Annotated in this window: 15 protein-coding genes and 1 tRNA gene; 7 read left to right on the forward strand and 9 right to left on the reverse strand. The window is 42.7% G+C overall.

Annotation, left to right across the window (positions count from 1 at the left end):
• Positions 1-239 precede the first annotated feature (239 nt).
• The gene (locus B3143_RS03070) at positions 240-1,148 is read right to left on the reverse strand and encodes a polyprenyl synthetase family protein (protein ID WP_262736108.1); all 909 of its coding nucleotides are present in this window, start codon (positions 1,146-1,148) and stop codon (positions 240-242) included.
• Positions 1,149-1,375: 227 nt separating this feature from the next.
• The gene (prpF, locus tag B3143_RS03075) at positions 1,376-2,566 is read right to left on the reverse strand and encodes a 2-methylaconitate cis-trans isomerase PrpF (RefSeq protein WP_004783077.1); all 1,191 of its coding nucleotides are present in this window, start codon (positions 2,564-2,566) and stop codon (positions 1,376-1,378) included.
• A 332-nt stretch (positions 2,567-2,898) separates the two neighbouring features.
• Between prpF and B3143_RS03080 the strand changes: the two genes are divergently transcribed.
• From B3143_RS03080 to B3143_RS03095, 4 genes are all read left to right on the forward strand, one after another.
• Positions 2,899-4,251, forward strand: a complete 1,353-nt coding sequence (locus B3143_RS03080) for an amino acid permease (RefSeq protein ID WP_004783078.1) — start codon at positions 2,899-2,901, stop codon at positions 4,249-4,251.
• Between the two features lie 90 nt (positions 4,252-4,341).
• Positions 4,342-4,417, forward strand: a tRNA-Arg gene (locus B3143_RS03085).
• Between the two features lie 337 nt (positions 4,418-4,754).
• Positions 4,755-6,083 carry an OmpP1/FadL family transporter gene (locus B3143_RS03090; RefSeq protein WP_004783080.1) on the forward strand — a complete coding sequence of 443 codons (1,329 nt, stop codon included), beginning with the start codon at positions 4,755-4,757 and terminating at the stop codon, positions 6,081-6,083.
• Positions 6,084-6,404: 321 nt separating this feature from the next.
• Positions 6,405-7,622, forward strand: coding sequence for an OmpP1/FadL family transporter (locus B3143_RS03095; protein ID WP_004783082.1), 1,218 nt, complete (start codon positions 6,405-6,407; stop codon positions 7,620-7,622).
• A gap of 70 nt (positions 7,623-7,692) precedes the next feature.
• On the opposite strand, the gene thrH is transcribed toward B3143_RS03095, so the two are convergent.
• Positions 7,693-8,310: a bifunctional phosphoserine phosphatase/homoserine phosphotransferase ThrH gene (gene thrH, locus B3143_RS03100; protein ID WP_004783083.1), complete on the reverse strand. Its 618-nt coding sequence runs from the start codon at positions 8,308-8,310 to the stop codon at positions 7,693-7,695.
• A gap of 208 nt (positions 8,311-8,518) precedes the next feature.
• On the opposite strand from thrH, the gene B3143_RS03105 reads away from it, so the two are divergent.
• Positions 8,519-9,253: a phosphoadenylyl-sulfate reductase gene (locus tag B3143_RS03105; protein WP_286739486.1), complete on the forward strand. Its 735-nt coding sequence runs from the start codon at positions 8,519-8,521 to the stop codon at positions 9,251-9,253.
• Positions 9,254-9,425: 172 nt separating this feature from the next.
• Positions 9,426-10,808: a WS/DGAT/MGAT family O-acyltransferase gene (locus B3143_RS03110; protein WP_262736109.1), complete on the forward strand. Its 1,383-nt coding sequence runs from the start codon at positions 9,426-9,428 to the stop codon at positions 10,806-10,808.
• Between the two features lie 157 nt (positions 10,809-10,965).
• Here B3143_RS03110 and B3143_RS03115 read toward each other — a convergent pair whose 3' ends face one another.
• The 6 genes from B3143_RS03115 to B3143_RS03140 all read right to left on the reverse strand — a co-directional run bounded on the left by B3143_RS03115 (position 10,966) and on the right by B3143_RS03140 (position 15,718).
• Entirely contained in the window at positions 10,966-11,139 is a 174-nt protein-coding gene (locus B3143_RS03115) for a PA1571 family protein (RefSeq protein WP_004783090.1), read from the reverse strand.
• Positions 11,140-11,271: 132 nt separating this feature from the next.
• Positions 11,272-12,726, reverse strand: coding sequence for a ribonuclease G (rng, locus tag B3143_RS03120; RefSeq protein ID WP_175966990.1), 1,455 nt, complete (start codon positions 12,724-12,726; stop codon positions 11,272-11,274).
• 39 nt (positions 12,727-12,765) lie between these two features.
• Positions 12,766-13,332 (reverse strand): Maf family nucleotide pyrophosphatase, encoded by a 567-nt coding sequence (locus B3143_RS03125; protein ID WP_034170447.1) that lies wholly within the window; start codon positions 13,330-13,332, stop codon positions 12,766-12,768.
• Positions 13,320-13,811 carry a rod shape-determining protein MreD gene (gene mreD / locus B3143_RS03130; RefSeq protein ID WP_005234482.1) on the reverse strand — a complete coding sequence of 164 codons (492 nt, stop codon included), beginning with the start codon at positions 13,809-13,811 and terminating at the stop codon, positions 13,320-13,322. The genes B3143_RS03125 and mreD overlap by 13 nt, the downstream gene beginning before the upstream one ends.
• Positions 13,798-14,655 (reverse strand): rod shape-determining protein MreC, encoded by an 858-nt coding sequence (mreC, locus tag B3143_RS03135; protein WP_214001466.1) that lies wholly within the window; start codon positions 14,653-14,655, stop codon positions 13,798-13,800. The genes mreD and mreC overlap by 14 nt, the downstream gene beginning before the upstream one ends.
• 16 nt (positions 14,656-14,671) lie before the next feature.
• On the reverse strand, positions 14,672-15,718 hold the full coding sequence (locus B3143_RS03140; RefSeq protein WP_286739489.1) for a rod shape-determining protein: 1,047 nt from the start codon (positions 15,716-15,718) through the stop codon (positions 14,672-14,674).
• A gap of 133 nt (positions 15,719-15,851) precedes the next feature.
• Between B3143_RS03140 and gatC the strand changes: the two genes are divergently transcribed.
• Positions 15,852-16,166, forward strand: a complete 315-nt coding sequence (gene gatC / locus B3143_RS03145) for an Asp-tRNA(Asn)/Glu-tRNA(Gln) amidotransferase subunit GatC (RefSeq protein ID WP_262736110.1) — start codon at positions 15,852-15,854, stop codon at positions 16,164-16,166.
• Positions 16,167-16,210 lie beyond the last annotated feature (44 nt).

The raw sequence follows: 16,210 nt of genomic DNA on the forward strand, positions 1-16,210 counted from the left end.
AAAGTTGTGTGCAGGTCATAGAGTTCGGTTCTGTCATGAGAAAGCCCATATACATGGGTAATGTACAAGTTGCCGGAGAAGTATGTTTAACTCGTCTAATCACAGATACTTTATAAAGTATTTTAATACTTTTTTGAATCCGTCAATGCGTAAGTCCTATACATATAAAAAAGAGGACTTTAAGTCCTCTTTTTTTATGCTTGTTTTAAGCTGATTTCAGGAAGATTAGTTTATTCAAATCAGCTTTTACGTGTCAGCAGGAACTGGGTAATCTGCATCAGATCATCAGCCTGACCATCGAAATGATTCAGTGCAGTCATGGCCTGATCATGTAATTGCTGTGCATAGGCTTGGGCTTTCTCTAAACCCATCAATGCCGGATAAGTTGATTTTTCGACCTGTTCATCTTTACCCGCCGTTTTACCGAGCACTTCTGTATCAGAAATAATATCCAAAATATCGTCCTGTACCTGGAAAGCTAGACCAATCGCTTGCCCGAATTCACGCAGTTTTGGAATGGCCAGATCAGTCCCTTCAAAGATCGTCACCGCTGCCATCATAATCGCTGCACTGATCAAGGCTCCGGTTTTATTTCGATGAATGGTTTCCAGTGCTTCCTGATCAATTTTTTTGCCTTCGGCCTGTAAATCCAGTACCTGACCATTGACCATTTTCGAGGAAGCAGTCGCCAGAATCTGTATCTGCTTCAAGACAATTGCTGGCTCTACTGCAGGCCCCTGGTCAAACAGACGACTACCCAGAATTTCAAACGCCATGGATTGCAAAATATCACCCGCCAGAAGAGCCGTATCTTCACCAAAAGCAGCATGACAGGTGGGCTGACCACGACGTAACAAGTCATTATCCATACATGGCAGGTCATCATGTGCCAGTGAATAGCAATGAATAAACTCGATCGCAACTGCGGCACGGCGTACCGCAGCACTATTCTGATTCGGTTTTAAAGCGGCAGTGGCATAACATAATGCTGGACGTACCCGCTTTCCTCCTAGCATTACGGCATGATGCACTGCTGACTTTAACGGTTCCGGAATGGAAAAGGCTTCCAAAGCAGTCATTAAATCGTGTTGAATCCGTTGTTGTGCTTGAGTTAGTGCATGGGTTGATACGTCAGTGATAGATGACACATTCGCCTCGAATACGTAGCCAGAATAATAAAATGACAGTTTATAAGTGCCTGTCTGTTATCAGGCATTGTACCTAGAATTGCATTGAATTTTCATTCTTAAATCCAAATGTTGTTTCATAATTCTGTATTGAGACTAAAAATAATCAAATCAAAAATATCTTTTTTAATAAAAAACCACCAGAGAACTGATGGTTTTGCTTAGGCTAATTTTCTCAAAGAATAATTTTAAGAGAGAACATCTTCAGGAACACGCACCCAACCTTCCATTAGCACACGAGCACTACGACTCATAATGGCTTTTTTCACTTTCCATTCTCCATTTTCCTGCACTGCTTGCGCACCCACTCTTAAGGTACCGGAAGGATGACCAAAGCGGACTGATTCACGTTCACCGCCACCTGCAACACGATTAACCAAGGTTCCCGGAATCGCTGCCGCTGTTCCAATCGCTACAGCGGCTGTTCCCATCATGGCATGATGCAACTTACCCATCGATAAGGCACGGACCAGAATATCGCTATCTGTTTCAGTGACTTCCTTACCACTAGAGGACGTATAAGTCTTTGGCGGAGCCACAAAAGCGATCTTTGGCGTATGCTGACGTGTAACAGCTTCACTAATATCCTGAATCAGCCCCATCTGTTGAGCAGCATAGGCTCGGATGGTTTCAAACTTCACCAAGGCAGCTGCATCATTATTGATATGGTCCTGTAACTCGGTACCGTTATAGCCTAGATCTTCTGCCTTTAAGAAAACTGTCGGGATCCCGGCATTAATCATCGTTACTTCAAAGCTGCCAATATTCGGTACTTCCAGCGTATCGGTTAAATTTCCGGTCGGAAACATTGAACCGCCCTCGGCATCATCATCGGCAGGATCCAGAAATTCAATCTGTACTTCGGCTGCTGGGAAAGTTACGCCATCCAGCTCAAAATCACCTAATTCCTGAACCTGACCATTCTGCATCGGTACATGGGCGATAATGGTTTTCTGAATATTCGCCTGCCAGATTCGCACCGTACACAGCCCATTTTCAGGAATACGTGCAGGATCGACCAGGCCATTGGAAATCGCAAATGCCCCAACTGCTGCAGTCAGATTGCCACAATTACCACTCCAGTCCACAAAAGGTCGATCAATCGATACCTGACCAAAAAGATAATCCACATCATGATTTTCTTGCTGACTTTTAGTCAGAATCACGGTTTTGCTGGTACTTGAACTGGCACCGCCCATCCCATCAATCTGCTTGCCATATGGATCCGGGCTGCCGATCACTCTTAATAATAACTGGTCCCGAATTCGGCCTGCCTGTTGTGCAGCAGCAGGTAAATCGTCCAGTTTAAAGAACACCCCTTTACTGGTGCCTCCGCGCATGTAAGTGGCCGGGATTTTGATTTGGGCAGCGAAACTCATGAATACTTTCTTCCTCTGGCTTGTCTTTATTCTGATCAAAATTATTGAATATTTGTGAGACGAGTATAATCGGTTTAAAGCCAAGTAGTCGCCTTGCCCGACCTAAGTATAAAAAAACAGCATTTGTGTCGAGTTAAAAAAACAGCAAACTCATCAGTTACATTTTCAATAAAATTAATATATTGATTCACATATCTTTTATTCTATTTATTTTTATAATTTTTTTTTATAAATACGATAATAATATTTCATCCAGACGGGTGCTCTAGGCTTCTTATCTTTGTTCCATTACAATCTTTATACCTATTTCTTACATTGTCGGGCTGAACACTTTGAATAACGAGTCTTCACAACTTCAGCGTGGCTTAAAGAACCGTCATATTCAGTTGATCGCCATGGGCGGTGCAATTGGCACAGGCTTATTCTTAGGTTCCGCACAGGTGATCCAATCTGCGGGTCCTTCTATTATTCTTGGCTATGCCATTGGTGGCTTAATTGCATTCTTAATCATGCGTCAATTGGGTGAGATGATTGTTCATGAACCTGTAGCAGGTTCATTCAGCCATTTTGCTTATAAATACTGGGGCAAATTCCCTGGTTTCCTTGCGGGTTGGAACTACTGGATCTTATATATCCTGGTGGCTATGACCGAGCTCACCGCCGTTGCAAAATATATTAATTACTGGTGGCCTCATATTCCAGCTTGGACCTCAGTCCTGTTTTTCTTCATCGTAATTACGCTGGTCAATCTCGGCAATGTAAAATTCTACGGTGAATCAGAATTCTGGCTATCCATTGTAAAAGTGACTGCGGTCATTTCCATGATTGTCTTTGGTCTCTATCTGATCCTGACTGCTGATGCTTCTTCAGGAGCTTCTTTCAGCAACCTTTGGACAGCAGGCGGTTTCTTCCCGAATGGCTTTGAAGGCTTATTCTATATGCTGGCCTTCCTGATGTTTGCCTTCGGTGGTATTGAACTGATCGGGATGGCGGCAGCAGAAGCTGAAAATCCAGAAAAAACTATTCCAAAAGCGATTAATCAGGTTGTATTCCGTATTCTGGTGTTCTATGTAGGTGCGTTGACCATTCTGTTATCTTTAGTGCCTTGGAACCAGCTGGAACTGGGTGGTCTGGATAAAAGCCCGTTTGTAATGATCTTTAGCCAATTGGGGATTGACTGGGCAGCACATCTGCTGAACTTCATCATCCTGACAGCTGCACTTTCTGTTTATAACAGTGGTATGTATGCTAATAGCCGTATGCTCTATGGTCTGGCACAGCAAGGTAATGCCCCTAAAATCTTTAAGACTGTGAACAAACAAGGCGTTCCAATTCCTGCAGTTCTGTTCTCTGCCCTGCTGATTTTCGGCTGTGTACTTCTAAACTACTTTGTTCCTGAAGATGCCTTAAGTCACCTGATTTATGTAGTGGTAGGTGCACTGGTACTGAACTGGGCCATGATTAGTCTGACTCACTTCAAGTTTATGCAAAGCATGAAGCAGTTAGGACAAAAGACCAGTTTCCCTGCATTGTGGTCACCTGCAAGTAATATTCTGGTTTTAGCTTTCATTGCGACCATTCTTTACATCATGTGGACACAAGGCTTTAAAGAATCGGTACTGATGCTTCCGATTTGGGTCGTGATCATGTTTATTCTGTTTAAGGCACTGCGCCCTAAGAATTAATCAAAAAATCTTTTAATCGATGATTTTTAAAGTTATTGCTTCGGCAATAACTTTTTTTTTGCATTTTTTACAGTACAATAGCCTTTTTTCGCGCCCTTAGCTTAACTGGATAGAGCAGTTGCCTCCTAAGCGACCGACGTGGGTTCGAGTCCCGCAGGGCGCACCATCCTTTCAAAATGTGATCTATACTTCAAAAAATTAGCGTTAATCTTCATATTTTTAGAATATTTTTTATACAAAAAATCATTTTTTCTCCATTATTTTATTTCTTTTACTTTCAAATACTTATTTCAAAATAAGGCCATTTTTTGGTGCAAAAACTCTATTTTGGTGCTTTTTTAGACTAATTAGTTTTTTCTAGAGCATTTACTCTTATTTTAATTGTGCTATTTTTGTCACATGGAGTAACAAATGATTGCGGATAAATACCCGAAATCTCCAAGAATTCAATAAGTGCAAACAACAACGCTAGATATAAATTTGTACCTCAAGGAAAGACGTAAATGAAATTAAAAACATTAACTACTGCAATGATTCTTGCAACTGTACCTATGACAGGCGCATTTGCAGCAGCACTAGATCGTTCAGGCCAATCTATTGCAGCCTTCCTACAACCTGGTAACTATTTTGAAGCAGGTATTTCTGTTTTAGATCCATCTGTATCTGGTAAAGCTAATGCAGGTTATACACCTAACGCTGCTATTCCTGCAGCTTTAGCTGGTCTTGAGAATACCTCTCTATCAGACATGGGCGAAGATTATTACTTCCCAAGTGCAGCATTAAAGTTTCAAGTAGCTGATAAATTATCAGTGGGTCTTTTATACGATCAACCTTTTGGTGCTGATGCAGCCTATTCAGTTGGTGATGCTGGAGCAAACCCAGCATTAGCAGGCTTGGGGCTTCCAGCTGCATTATTTGCTGGACAGGGCTTATTGCATGATGGCCAAGAAGCAACTGAAGTAGAAGTTACAACCGAAAATTTAACGTTCCTATTAGGTTTCCAACCAACTGAAAACTGGAATCTATATGGTGGTGCGGTATACCAGACCGTTAAAGGGAATGTTCAACTACGTGGTACCGCATACGGTTCTACTATTGCATTAGGCCAATATAATGCAGATATGAAGAAAGATTCTGCAGTAGGCTGGATTGCAGGTTTAGCTTACCAAATTCCTGAAATCGCATTAAAAGCATCTTTAACGTATCGCTCTGAAATTGATCACGAAGCAGCAACGAATGAATATGGTACAAGCTTAATTTTAACTGGTTTAGTTCCTGGACCAGGTGCGGTATATAACGAAAACACTACTACCAAAATTACAACTCCACAATCTGTAAACCTTGATTTCCAAACTGGTATCATGGCTGACACAGTCGCTTTTGCTAATGTGCGCTGGGTAAACTGGGAAGATTTTTCAATTCGTCCTGAACAGTTTGGTACAGTTTCAGAAGCTTTAGGTGCCGCAGGCTTAACCCCAGATAATCCAAATGGTTTTGACTTAGTGGGTTATACAGATGATCAATGGTCAGCTACTGTAGGTGTAGGCCGTAAATTTAATGAAAAATGGGCAGGTAATGTCTCTGTAGGTTGGGATTCAGGTGCAGGCAACCCTGTTTCAACTTTAGGTCCAACTGAAGGTTACTGGAACGTTGGCCTAGGTCTACAATTCTCACCTGCTGCAAACTACTTTATCGCTGGTGGTGTGAAGTACTTCTGGTTAGGTGATGCTAAAGCTCAACCTGCATCAATGTTTGGTACAGGAAACTCTGTGGCACAATTTGAAGATAACCATGCTTTAGGTTATGGCTTAAAAATGGGCTATCGCTTCTAATTCCTGTTAGTTAATAAAAACCACCTTCGGGTGGTTTTTATTGTCTCATTTATATTTTTATACACCCGTATACTATTCGATGCTTTTATCACCAATCAAATTTTGCCTAAATTTTGTTTTTAATATATTTTGATAAAAATTATTATTTGTTTATTTTCATTAAGTTAATCAAAAAAATATAGTATAAATACTCTAAGCAATCATTTTTTATAACCGCCATAGTTAATTTCTTGGACGAAGTGGAGCATTTACTCTTTTTAAATTTGTGTTACTTTTCCACAACTTTTATTAATATTTATGCAACATTGTCAAGGATGAGCCATGAAGCTTAAGCCAATCTCTATCGCTATTCTTCTTTCTAGCCTGCCTACTTCTCTCGTGTTCGCTGCCGGTTTAGACCGTTCAGGCCAGTCTATTCAGGCTTTTTTACAACCTGGTAACTATGCAGAAGCAGGAATTTCTGTTCTTGATCCAACTGTGAAAGGGACATCTAAAGTATCTGCTTTTGAAGGTGAAAAAATTAACGACATGGGGGAAGATTACTATTTCCCCTCTGCTGCAATTAAAGTTCAAGCAACAGACAAAATTTCTTTAGGCTTGATCTATGATCAACCTTTTGGAGCAGATGCAACATACGCTGAAACTGCTGGTTCTTTTGGTAATGGTGTAGAAGGTACATCAGTTGATGTTGACACACATAATTTAACTGCCCTCATTGGTTATCAACCTACAGAAAACTGGAATTTCTATGCTGGTCCAGTGTGGCAAACTGTTGAGGCTGATATTAAATTACGGGGGGGTGCTTATTCTTTATTAAGTGGCTATAACATTCAGCTTAAACAAGAAGAAGCCTTTGGATGGCTTGCTGGATTTGCTTATCAAATTCCTGAAATTGCATTAAAAGCTTCTGTTACCTATCGTTCAGAAATTAAGCATAAAGCAAAATCTTCTGAACAGTCTGATTTAGCTCTTTTAGGACAACAACTTCCTGATGCAGGTCATCCTTTAAGTCCAGCAAAACCATTATTGGCGACTTTAGGTGAAAGAGAAAGTACTGTAGAGGCGGTTACACCTCAGTCGGTAAATATTGATCTGCAATCAGGTGTCGCTCAAAATACTATTGCTTTTGCAAATCTTCGTTGGGTTCATTGGGATCAATTTGCTGTAACACCATCTTTACTCGCTCAAGCTTCAGCCTTGGCAAAAGGAAAAGCACAAAATCTGATCGATTACTCTAATGATCAATGGTCAGCAACAGTCGGTGTAGGTCGCAAATTCAATAATAAATGGTCAGGTTCAGCTTCTGTAGGTTATGACTCAGGTGCAGGCAACCCTGTAACGACTTTAGGTCCAACTGAAGGTTACTGGAATGTAGGCTTAGGTGCTCAATATAGCCCTGCTGAGAATTACTTTATTCAGGCTGGCGTAAAATATTTCTGGTTAGGCGATGCCCAAGCACAAACTGGCGGTACTATTGTAGGTGATTTTGAAGACAACCATGCCATGGGTTATGGCCTAAAAATCGGCTACCGTTTCTAAGCAATAAAGAGTTTTACTCTAATAAAAAAAGGCACCCTTTGGTGCCTTTTTTTAATTTCAAACTTAAAAATTAAGCTGGAATATTACGTACCGATGCATTACGGATTGCTTCTTTCAATGCGTCATAACCATAAATTGGCGGGAATTGCGGGAATTCTGCAATCACATTCTCTGGTGCGTCGAACAGGAAGCCATGATCTGCTTCACCCAGCATTGTCGTATCGTTATATGAATCACCGGCTGCAATCACACGGAAATTCAGACCGTGTAATGCTTTCACTGCCTGACGCTTCTGATCTGGCTGGCGAAGTTTATAAGCAGTGATCATGCCCTCTTCATCAGTTTCCAGCTTATGACAGAAAATCGTTGGCCAGCCTAGTTGCTTCATTAAAGGATGAGCAAATTCATAGAAAGTGTCAGACAGAATAATCAGCTGAAAATGAGTACTTACCCATTCTACAAATTCCTTGGCGCCTTCAAATGGCCCCATATCCGCAATCACAGCCTGGATATCATTTAGACCCAAACCATGCTGTTTTAAAATATTCAAACGCTGGGTCATCAACACATCATAGTCAGGAATATCACGTGTCGTTGCTTCGAGCTCTTTAATACCTGTTTTTTTAGCAAAATTGATCCAGATTTCTGGAACCAAAACGCCCTCTAGATCTAGACATACGACTTCCATGAAGCATCCCCTCAGTTGTATTGAAAAAATTTTGCCCTATCATAGCTGAAGAAAAAGATTTTGCACTGTTCTTTTTTAAATCTGTTTTTTTCATAAGTATTTATTTTTTAGTGATAAGTAGCTTTGGGCATTTCTATTAAAATAGAATAAATCTGAAATAAATTCATATAGGCCACGTCATTTCCAAGCCTATGTCGCCAGGACTCATATGACCAAAATCCCCACTATTGCTATGGTAGATGCGCTCGCATCTGAATATGCAGATAAATCACCAAGTGAAATTTTAGCGCTTGCTCTCGACCAGGAAGGCGAAATTGCCATTTCATTTTCCGGTGCAGAAGATGTCGTACTGATTGATATGGCATCCAATTTAGGTAAACCTTTCCGGGTATTTAGCCTGGATACAGGGCGTCTGCATGCTGAGACTTATCAATTTATTGAAAAGGTTCGTCAGCACTATAATATTGATATCGAAATCTGCTTCCCGGAAACAGAGGAGATTCAACAACTGACGACTGAAAAAGGTTTGTTCAGTTTTTACCGTGACGGCCATCAGGAATGTTGCGGAATCCGCAAGGTGCAACCTTTACGCAAAAAACTGGCAACTTTAGATGGCTGGATTACCGGTCAGCGTAAAGACCAAAGCGCGGGAACACGGAATGACATTCCGGTGGTTCAATCTGATGAAGGTTTTTCTGGTCCAGGCAAACAGCTGATTAAATATAATCCCCTTGCCAACTGGTCTAGTGCAGATGTGTGGAATTATATCCGAATGATGGAAATTCCATACAACCCACTACATGAAAAAGGTTTTATCTCCATTGGCTGTGAACCTTGTACCCGTCCTGTGCTGCCAAATCAGCATGAACGTGAAGGACGCTGGTGGTGGGAAGAAGCCACCCATAAAGAATGTGGCTTGCATGCCGGGAACTTGAAAAAATAATCTTAAAAAACCATCCGTTCGTCGGGTGGTTTTTTTGTGAACCAATCGGCTACAGAAAAATCAGTACCTTTATGCGACAAAATCGCTATACTTTGTAATGTGATACCAATAATTCTAACAAGGTTGCTTATACATGAGCAGCTGAAGAAAATGCAGTGAGGCAATCTACGCTATGCGTCCATTACATCCGATTGACTTTATTTTTTTGTCTTTAGAGAAACGGCAGCAGCCTATGCATGTAGGCGGGTTATTTTTGTTTCAAATTCCTGACAATGCACCAGCCTCTTTTATCCGGGATCTGGTGACTGATATTCGCAATTCCAAATCCTCACCGATTCCTCCATTTAATAACTATTTAAACGGTTTATTTTGGGATGAAGATGAAGAGTTTGATTTAGATCATCATTTTCGTCATATTGCCTTACCGAAACCTGGGCGTATCCGCGAGCTGCTGACTTATATTTCCCAAGAACACAGCGCACTGATTGACCGCGCTAAACCTTTATGGACCTGTCATATTATTGAAGGCATTGAAGGCAACCGTTTTGCCATGTACTTCAAGATTCACCATGCGATGGTAGATGGTATTGCAGGCATGCGTCTGGTAGAAAAATCACTTTCTCATGATCCACATGCGAAAAGTATTGTGCCACCTTGGTGTGTAGAAGGCCCACGAGCAAAACGTCTGAAAGCGCCGAAAGTCAGCCGCATGAAGAATGTGCTACAGGCGATTAAAGGACAGCTGGAATGTACACCACGAGTGGCTTATGAATTATCGCAAACCGTACTGAAAGATATGGGGCGTAATCCGGATTATGTATCCAGCTTTCAGGCGCCAAGTTCGATTTTAAATCAGCTTGTTAGTACCTCACGTCGTTTCGCAGCCCAATCTTTTGAGTTCTCACGTCTGCGTCATATTTCCAAAGCTTTAGGTGTAACCATTAATGATATTGTGCTGGCGATCTGTTCAGGTGCCTTACGCGAATATTTACTCACACAAAATGCTTTGCCGAAAAAACCATTGATTGCGATGGTGCCGGCTTCCGTACGTAGCGATGATTCCGATGTTTCCAACCGTATTACCATGATTCTGGCGAATCTCGGCACGCATAAGGATGATCCTTTAGAACGCTTAAAAACGGTACGTCGCAGTGTACTCAGTGCTAAAGAGCGCTTTAAGCGCATGAATGCCAATCAAATTTTGAACTATAGTGCCTTTGTCTATGGTCTTGCAGGATTCAATATTGCATCTGGCTTAATGCCAAAACGTCAGGCATTTAACGTGATCATTTCCAATGTCCCTGGTCCTCAGGAACCTCTGTACTGGAATGGCGCACGTTTGGAAGCCTTATATCCGGCTTCGATTGTACTGGATGGACAAGCACTGAATATCACCATGACCAGTTATATGGACAAGCTTGAAGTAGGTCTTACCGCTTGCCGTAATGCTCTACCCAAAATGCAGAATCTGTTGACTCATCTTGAAGAAGAAATTCAGCGCTTCGAACGGATTGTGGATGGTGAACCCGTCCCAAAGTTGAAAGCGGTCAGTTAGCCGCGGACGAATAAAATCTGGCAATGGACTGCTAAAAAGTGTGTGAGCACTTTTGCTAATCATTTATTGAAAAACAAAGGGGCAATTTAAGCCCCTTGATTTTATTCTTTTTACAGTTTGAATGAAATTCATACAACTGCAATCTATTTTGGTTTAATTAACTTTTAATAGTACGACACTGTTTTAATAACTGATGGCAAACAGAGCGAATCATAGAAGCTGTAATCTGAACTTCATTCCCGCGTTCATCCACAATATATCCTGCATGCACAGCCTTTGGTTCTAATACGTGTTTCAAGCTTTTATTGATTACAACTTTACTCATACTCATCATAGACTCCTTTTGCTAAGCCTAGAACTGGGAGAAAGGCTTTGGCTAATTTGATGTTTCTAGTATTGTAAATATCAGTAGAGATGTAAAATTTCAGATGTAACAAGTGTTTAACGATATTCTGTTACAATTTCAGCTGAGAATGATATCGTATTGCTCTTGCGTATATAAGTTTTCGACCTGGAATTTAATTACACGATTAATAAAGTGTTCCAGATCCGCCACAGCTGGGGCTTCTGCAGTCAACAGCCGATCAATCACTGCTGGATGGGCAACGACAGTAAAGCCACTCTGTGATTCATAAGCGCGAGCATAGCGCAGGATTTCCCGAAAGATTTCGTAACACACTGATTCTGCTGTTTTCACATATCCACGTCCCTGACAGGTCGGACAGGACTCGCATAACAAGTGTTCCAAAGACTCACGAGTACGCTTACGCGTCATCTCTACTAGCCCCAGTTCAGACACCTGGGTGATCTTGGTTTTGGCATGATCACGTTCCAGCATTTTCATAAACTGGTTCATCACTTCTTCACGATGTTGGGCTTCCTGCATGTCAATGAAGTCGATGATAATAATACCGCCCAGATTACGCAGACGTAGCTGACGTGCAATGACCTGTGTGGCTTCCATATTGGTTTTAAACACCGTATCTTCCAGCGAGCGACCGCCCACATAAGAACCGGTATTGACGTCAATTGTGGTCATGGCTTCAGTCTGGTCAATCATCAGATAACCACCGGACTTCAGTGCTACACGGGTTTGTAGAGCCTTTTGCAGATCTTCTTCGACATTGTACAAATCGAAAATTGGTCGCTCGCCCGGATAATGTAGCAAACGGTCTTTCATATTCGGCACGAACTCATCCACAAACTCTTTCAGCTTGCCGTGAATTTCACGTGAATCGATATAGATCTTTTCGGTTTCTTCATTGGCCAAGTCACGAATGACACGCTGTGGCAAAGGCAGCTCTTCAAAAATTAATGAAGGCACTGCGATGACTTTTTGTTTGCGCTGGATGTATTCCCAGAGTTTAGCCAGATAAGCCATATCCTGTGCAATCGCTTCTTCCTCAATGCCGTCAGCGGCAGTACGGACAATGACGGAACCTGGCAGCTTGTGTTCTGCCTGAATACGCTCAATGATCGAGCGTAAACGATTGCGTTCATCTTCGGATTCAATCCGCTGCGATACACCAATATGATTGCCATATGGCATCAGGACCAAATAACGTGAAGGAATAGAAAGATCAGTAGATAGACGTGCGCCCTTGGTGCCGAGCATGTCTTTCATCACCTGAACGGTGAGAATCAGACCCGGCTGCAACAGCTCGAATACATTCGGCGTTGGCTGGTTACGTGGCCAGACCATGTCATTGATATGCAAAAATGCCGTTCTGGACAGGCCAATATCAACAAAAGCGGCCTGCATGCCTGGCAAGACCCGGACCACTTTCCCTTTATAGATATTCCCGACCAATCCGCGCTTGGCCGTACGCTCGACAAACAGTTCATTCACCGTGCCGTTTTCAATCAACGCCACCCGACATTCCATCGGTGTGACGTTAATCAACAACTCGTCAGACATAACAACACTCAAAACATTATAAGAATTCTTTTTCAGCAGTTAATTTAGTGCCTTAACCGTCTGCAATAACTGTACTGTTTCATATAGTGGCAAGCCCACTACATTCGAATAACTACCTTCTATTCTTGGAATATAACGCGCTGCAATTCCCTGTATTGCATAGGCGCCTGCTTTCCCAAGCGGCTCACCTGTTGCCCAGTAACTTTCCATATCATGGCTATTTAGTGGCTGAAATTCAACCTGTGTACGAACTACTATACTGTATTTTTCTTCTTTTGTGCGGACGCACACTCCAGTATACACATCATGCCATCTCCCTGAAATTTTTTCCCACATTTTAAAGGCATGCTGTTTGGATTCAGGTTTCCCCAAAATCTCATTATTCACACCTAAACTGGTATCCGCAGCAATAATAATGGCATCCGGGAACAGCTTGGCCACCGCTTCCGCTTTGACTTGCGCCAGACGTTCGACATAGGCTGCAATGGACTCATTTTCCAGTACAGATTCGTCTACATCTGGGCTACAGATCTCAAAGTTCAGCCCGAGTTGCTGCAAAAGTTCACGGCGTCGGGGTGAGCTGGAAGCGAGGATTAAATGCGCCATTTTCTCAAAAAGTAATAAAGCACTGGCCATATGATGACACTAGTCAGCATGGGAATCCAATGTCGTGCAAATGAGAATTGTACGCCGGTCGAAATCTGGGCAAAGAAGATAATCATCAAATGTGCCAGAATCGCAATTGCCGTAATTACCCATAAATTAGCAAAGGTCAGAATACGGCGCTCACGGGTCAGGAAACGTGCCACAAAAGCAATGATGATAAAGCTAAGTGCATTTAGACCTAAAGGCGCATCAAGCAGTAAATCAATGAATATCCCGGTAGCAAATGCAAACCAGATTCCACACCAGGTCGGCTGACACAACACCCAGAACAGCATGATCATCAGCATAAACTGCGGGCGCCAGCCAGAGAGCGAATAAGATAAAGGATAGACCACCAGAACCGAGGCAAAAATTACCGAAATCATGATCGGCAACAAGGGATCCCGATGGGTTCTTGGTTTCAGTTTAGCGATCGACATGTGGCTGCTCCATCGCTAAAGAATCGGAAAATAACACCACTACATGATGACCACCAGCCAGCTGCGCTGCCGGAACCACATCAATCTGGGCAAATTCACCTGAATTATGACGTTGTACTTTAGAGACGGTGCCGACCAGATAGCCTGCCGGGAAATGCTGTCCCAAACCCGAGCTATAGACTTTTTCACCGACTTTGATGTTGGCACTGGTCGGTACATATTCCATTTTCAGGCGTCCCAGATCCCCGGTTCCCGAGACAATGGCACGCATGCCAGTATGTTCCAGACGTACCGACAAGGAGTGTTCTTTATCAGAGAGCAGCATAACCCGGCTACTATGCGGATAGACATCAATAATCTGTCCCATAATCCCCATGTCATCCAGTACGGTCTGACCGACTTTCAGCTTGTTATTGGAACCACGGTTGATCACGATGATATGGCGTAGCGGATCAGCATCGGTACCAATCACCTCAGCAATTTCCATACGTCCATCAAGAATCAGAGAAGTATCTAAAAGACCGCGCAAACGGGTATTTTCTGCAGAAAGCTCTGCAATTTTTTGTAGGCGAACTTGCGCCTGCAATAGCTCAGCCCGCATCGCGGTATTTTCACGACGCAGTTGTGCTTCAGATTTGGTTTGTTGATTCAGCCATTCTCGCGAGAGTACCGGATAGCTGGCCACGGCATAAATGGGATTATAGGCCGCGTACAAGACATCCCTTGCAGGTTGAACAACATGTGGCATGCGCCAGTCAAAGAACAGCACCACCAGACATGTTATCAGTGCAATGATAAAAGAGCGAAAAGATGGCGGTTGTCGAGAAAACAGATGTGCTTGCACCCGCCGAATCCTTGTCTTAGCCTACAAATAACATGTCATGATTTGGATTGTCGAAGAATTCGAGTACCTTACCACCACCACGAGTCACGCAAGACAGTGGATCTTCAGCAACCACAACAGGCAGACCTGTTTCTTTAGCAAGCAGCTTGTCCAGGTTACGCAGCAATGCACCACCACCGGTCAACACGATCCCGCGTTCAGCGATGTCAGAAGACAGTTCAGGAGGTGTTTGTTCCAATGCAGATTTCACAGCAGACACGATGTTTTGTAGTGGATCAGAGATCGCTTGAGTGACTTCATCCGAGTTCACCACAATCGCGCGAGGCACACCTTCAGCCAAGTTACGGCCACGAACTTCAATTTCCAGCGGTTTTGCACCTTCATCTGGAAGTGCCATGCCAACTTCTTTTTTGATCACTTCAGCTGTGGTTTCACCGATCACGCAACCATGTGCCTTACGTACGTAGTTGATGATCTGTTCATCAAATACATCACCGCCAATACGCAGCGAGTCTGCATATACACAGCCCTGCAATGAAATTACTGCAATCTCAGTTGTACCGCCGCCCACATCAACAACCATCGAACCACACGCCTGCTCAACCGGCATGCCTGCACCAATTGCAGCTGCCATCGGTTCTTCAATCAAACGTACTTCACGCGCGCCAGCGTTATACACGGCTTCACGGATCGCACGACGTTCAACCAGAGTAGATTTACATGGAACACACACCACAACACGTGGTGCAGGCGGGAATAAACGTTTTTCGTGAACCTTGCCGATGAACTGATTCAACATGGTTTCAGTGACTTCAAAGTCTGCAATCACACCATCTTTCATCGGGCGGATTGCTGAAATATTTGCCGGGGTACGACCAAGCATTTGTTTCGCGTCAAGACCTACGGCAGCAACAATTTTTTGTGAACCACTATGACGGATTGCTACAACCGTCGGTTCATTTAATATAATGCCTCGTCCTGGCGCATAAATAAGTGTATTTGCAGTACCTAAATCAATGGCTAGATCTGGCGAAAACAAGCCTATTAGTCGTTTTAGAATCACGGGGACGTTCTCAATTAAACTTTATATGGACGCAAGGTGGCAACTTTAACTAAATGTGATGCTTTGGACAAGTCAATCGCTTATCATAACGCATGATAATTTGATTTTTTTTTAATACTGATTAGGTAATGTTATGTCTACATCGGATGCACAGCATTCTGCAGATTTAAATGCAGAAACAGTTTCAGCGATTGCACACCTTGCACGATTATCTCTGAATGATACGCAATCTGCTGAATATGCTCAAAGTTTAAATAAAATTTTAGGCATGATGGAAACGCTGAAAGGCATCGATACTGACGGTGTTGAACCACTGAAAAGCCCTTTCGACCACCCACAGCCTTTACGTGAAGATGTCGTGTCGGAAAGCAATCATCGTGAGGAATACCAAGCAGTTGCACCTGCTGTACAGAACGGTTTGTATCTCGTCCCACGCGTGATTGAGTAATTACTACCCAGTTCATTCTTTTTATTAAATTAAACGTAAAGAAT

Origin of the sequence: Acinetobacter sp. UBA1496, from assembly GCF_002324975.1 — a bacterium.
In the GTDB taxonomy this organism is placed as follows: domain Bacteria; phylum Pseudomonadota; class Gammaproteobacteria; order Pseudomonadales; family Moraxellaceae; genus Acinetobacter; species Acinetobacter variabilis.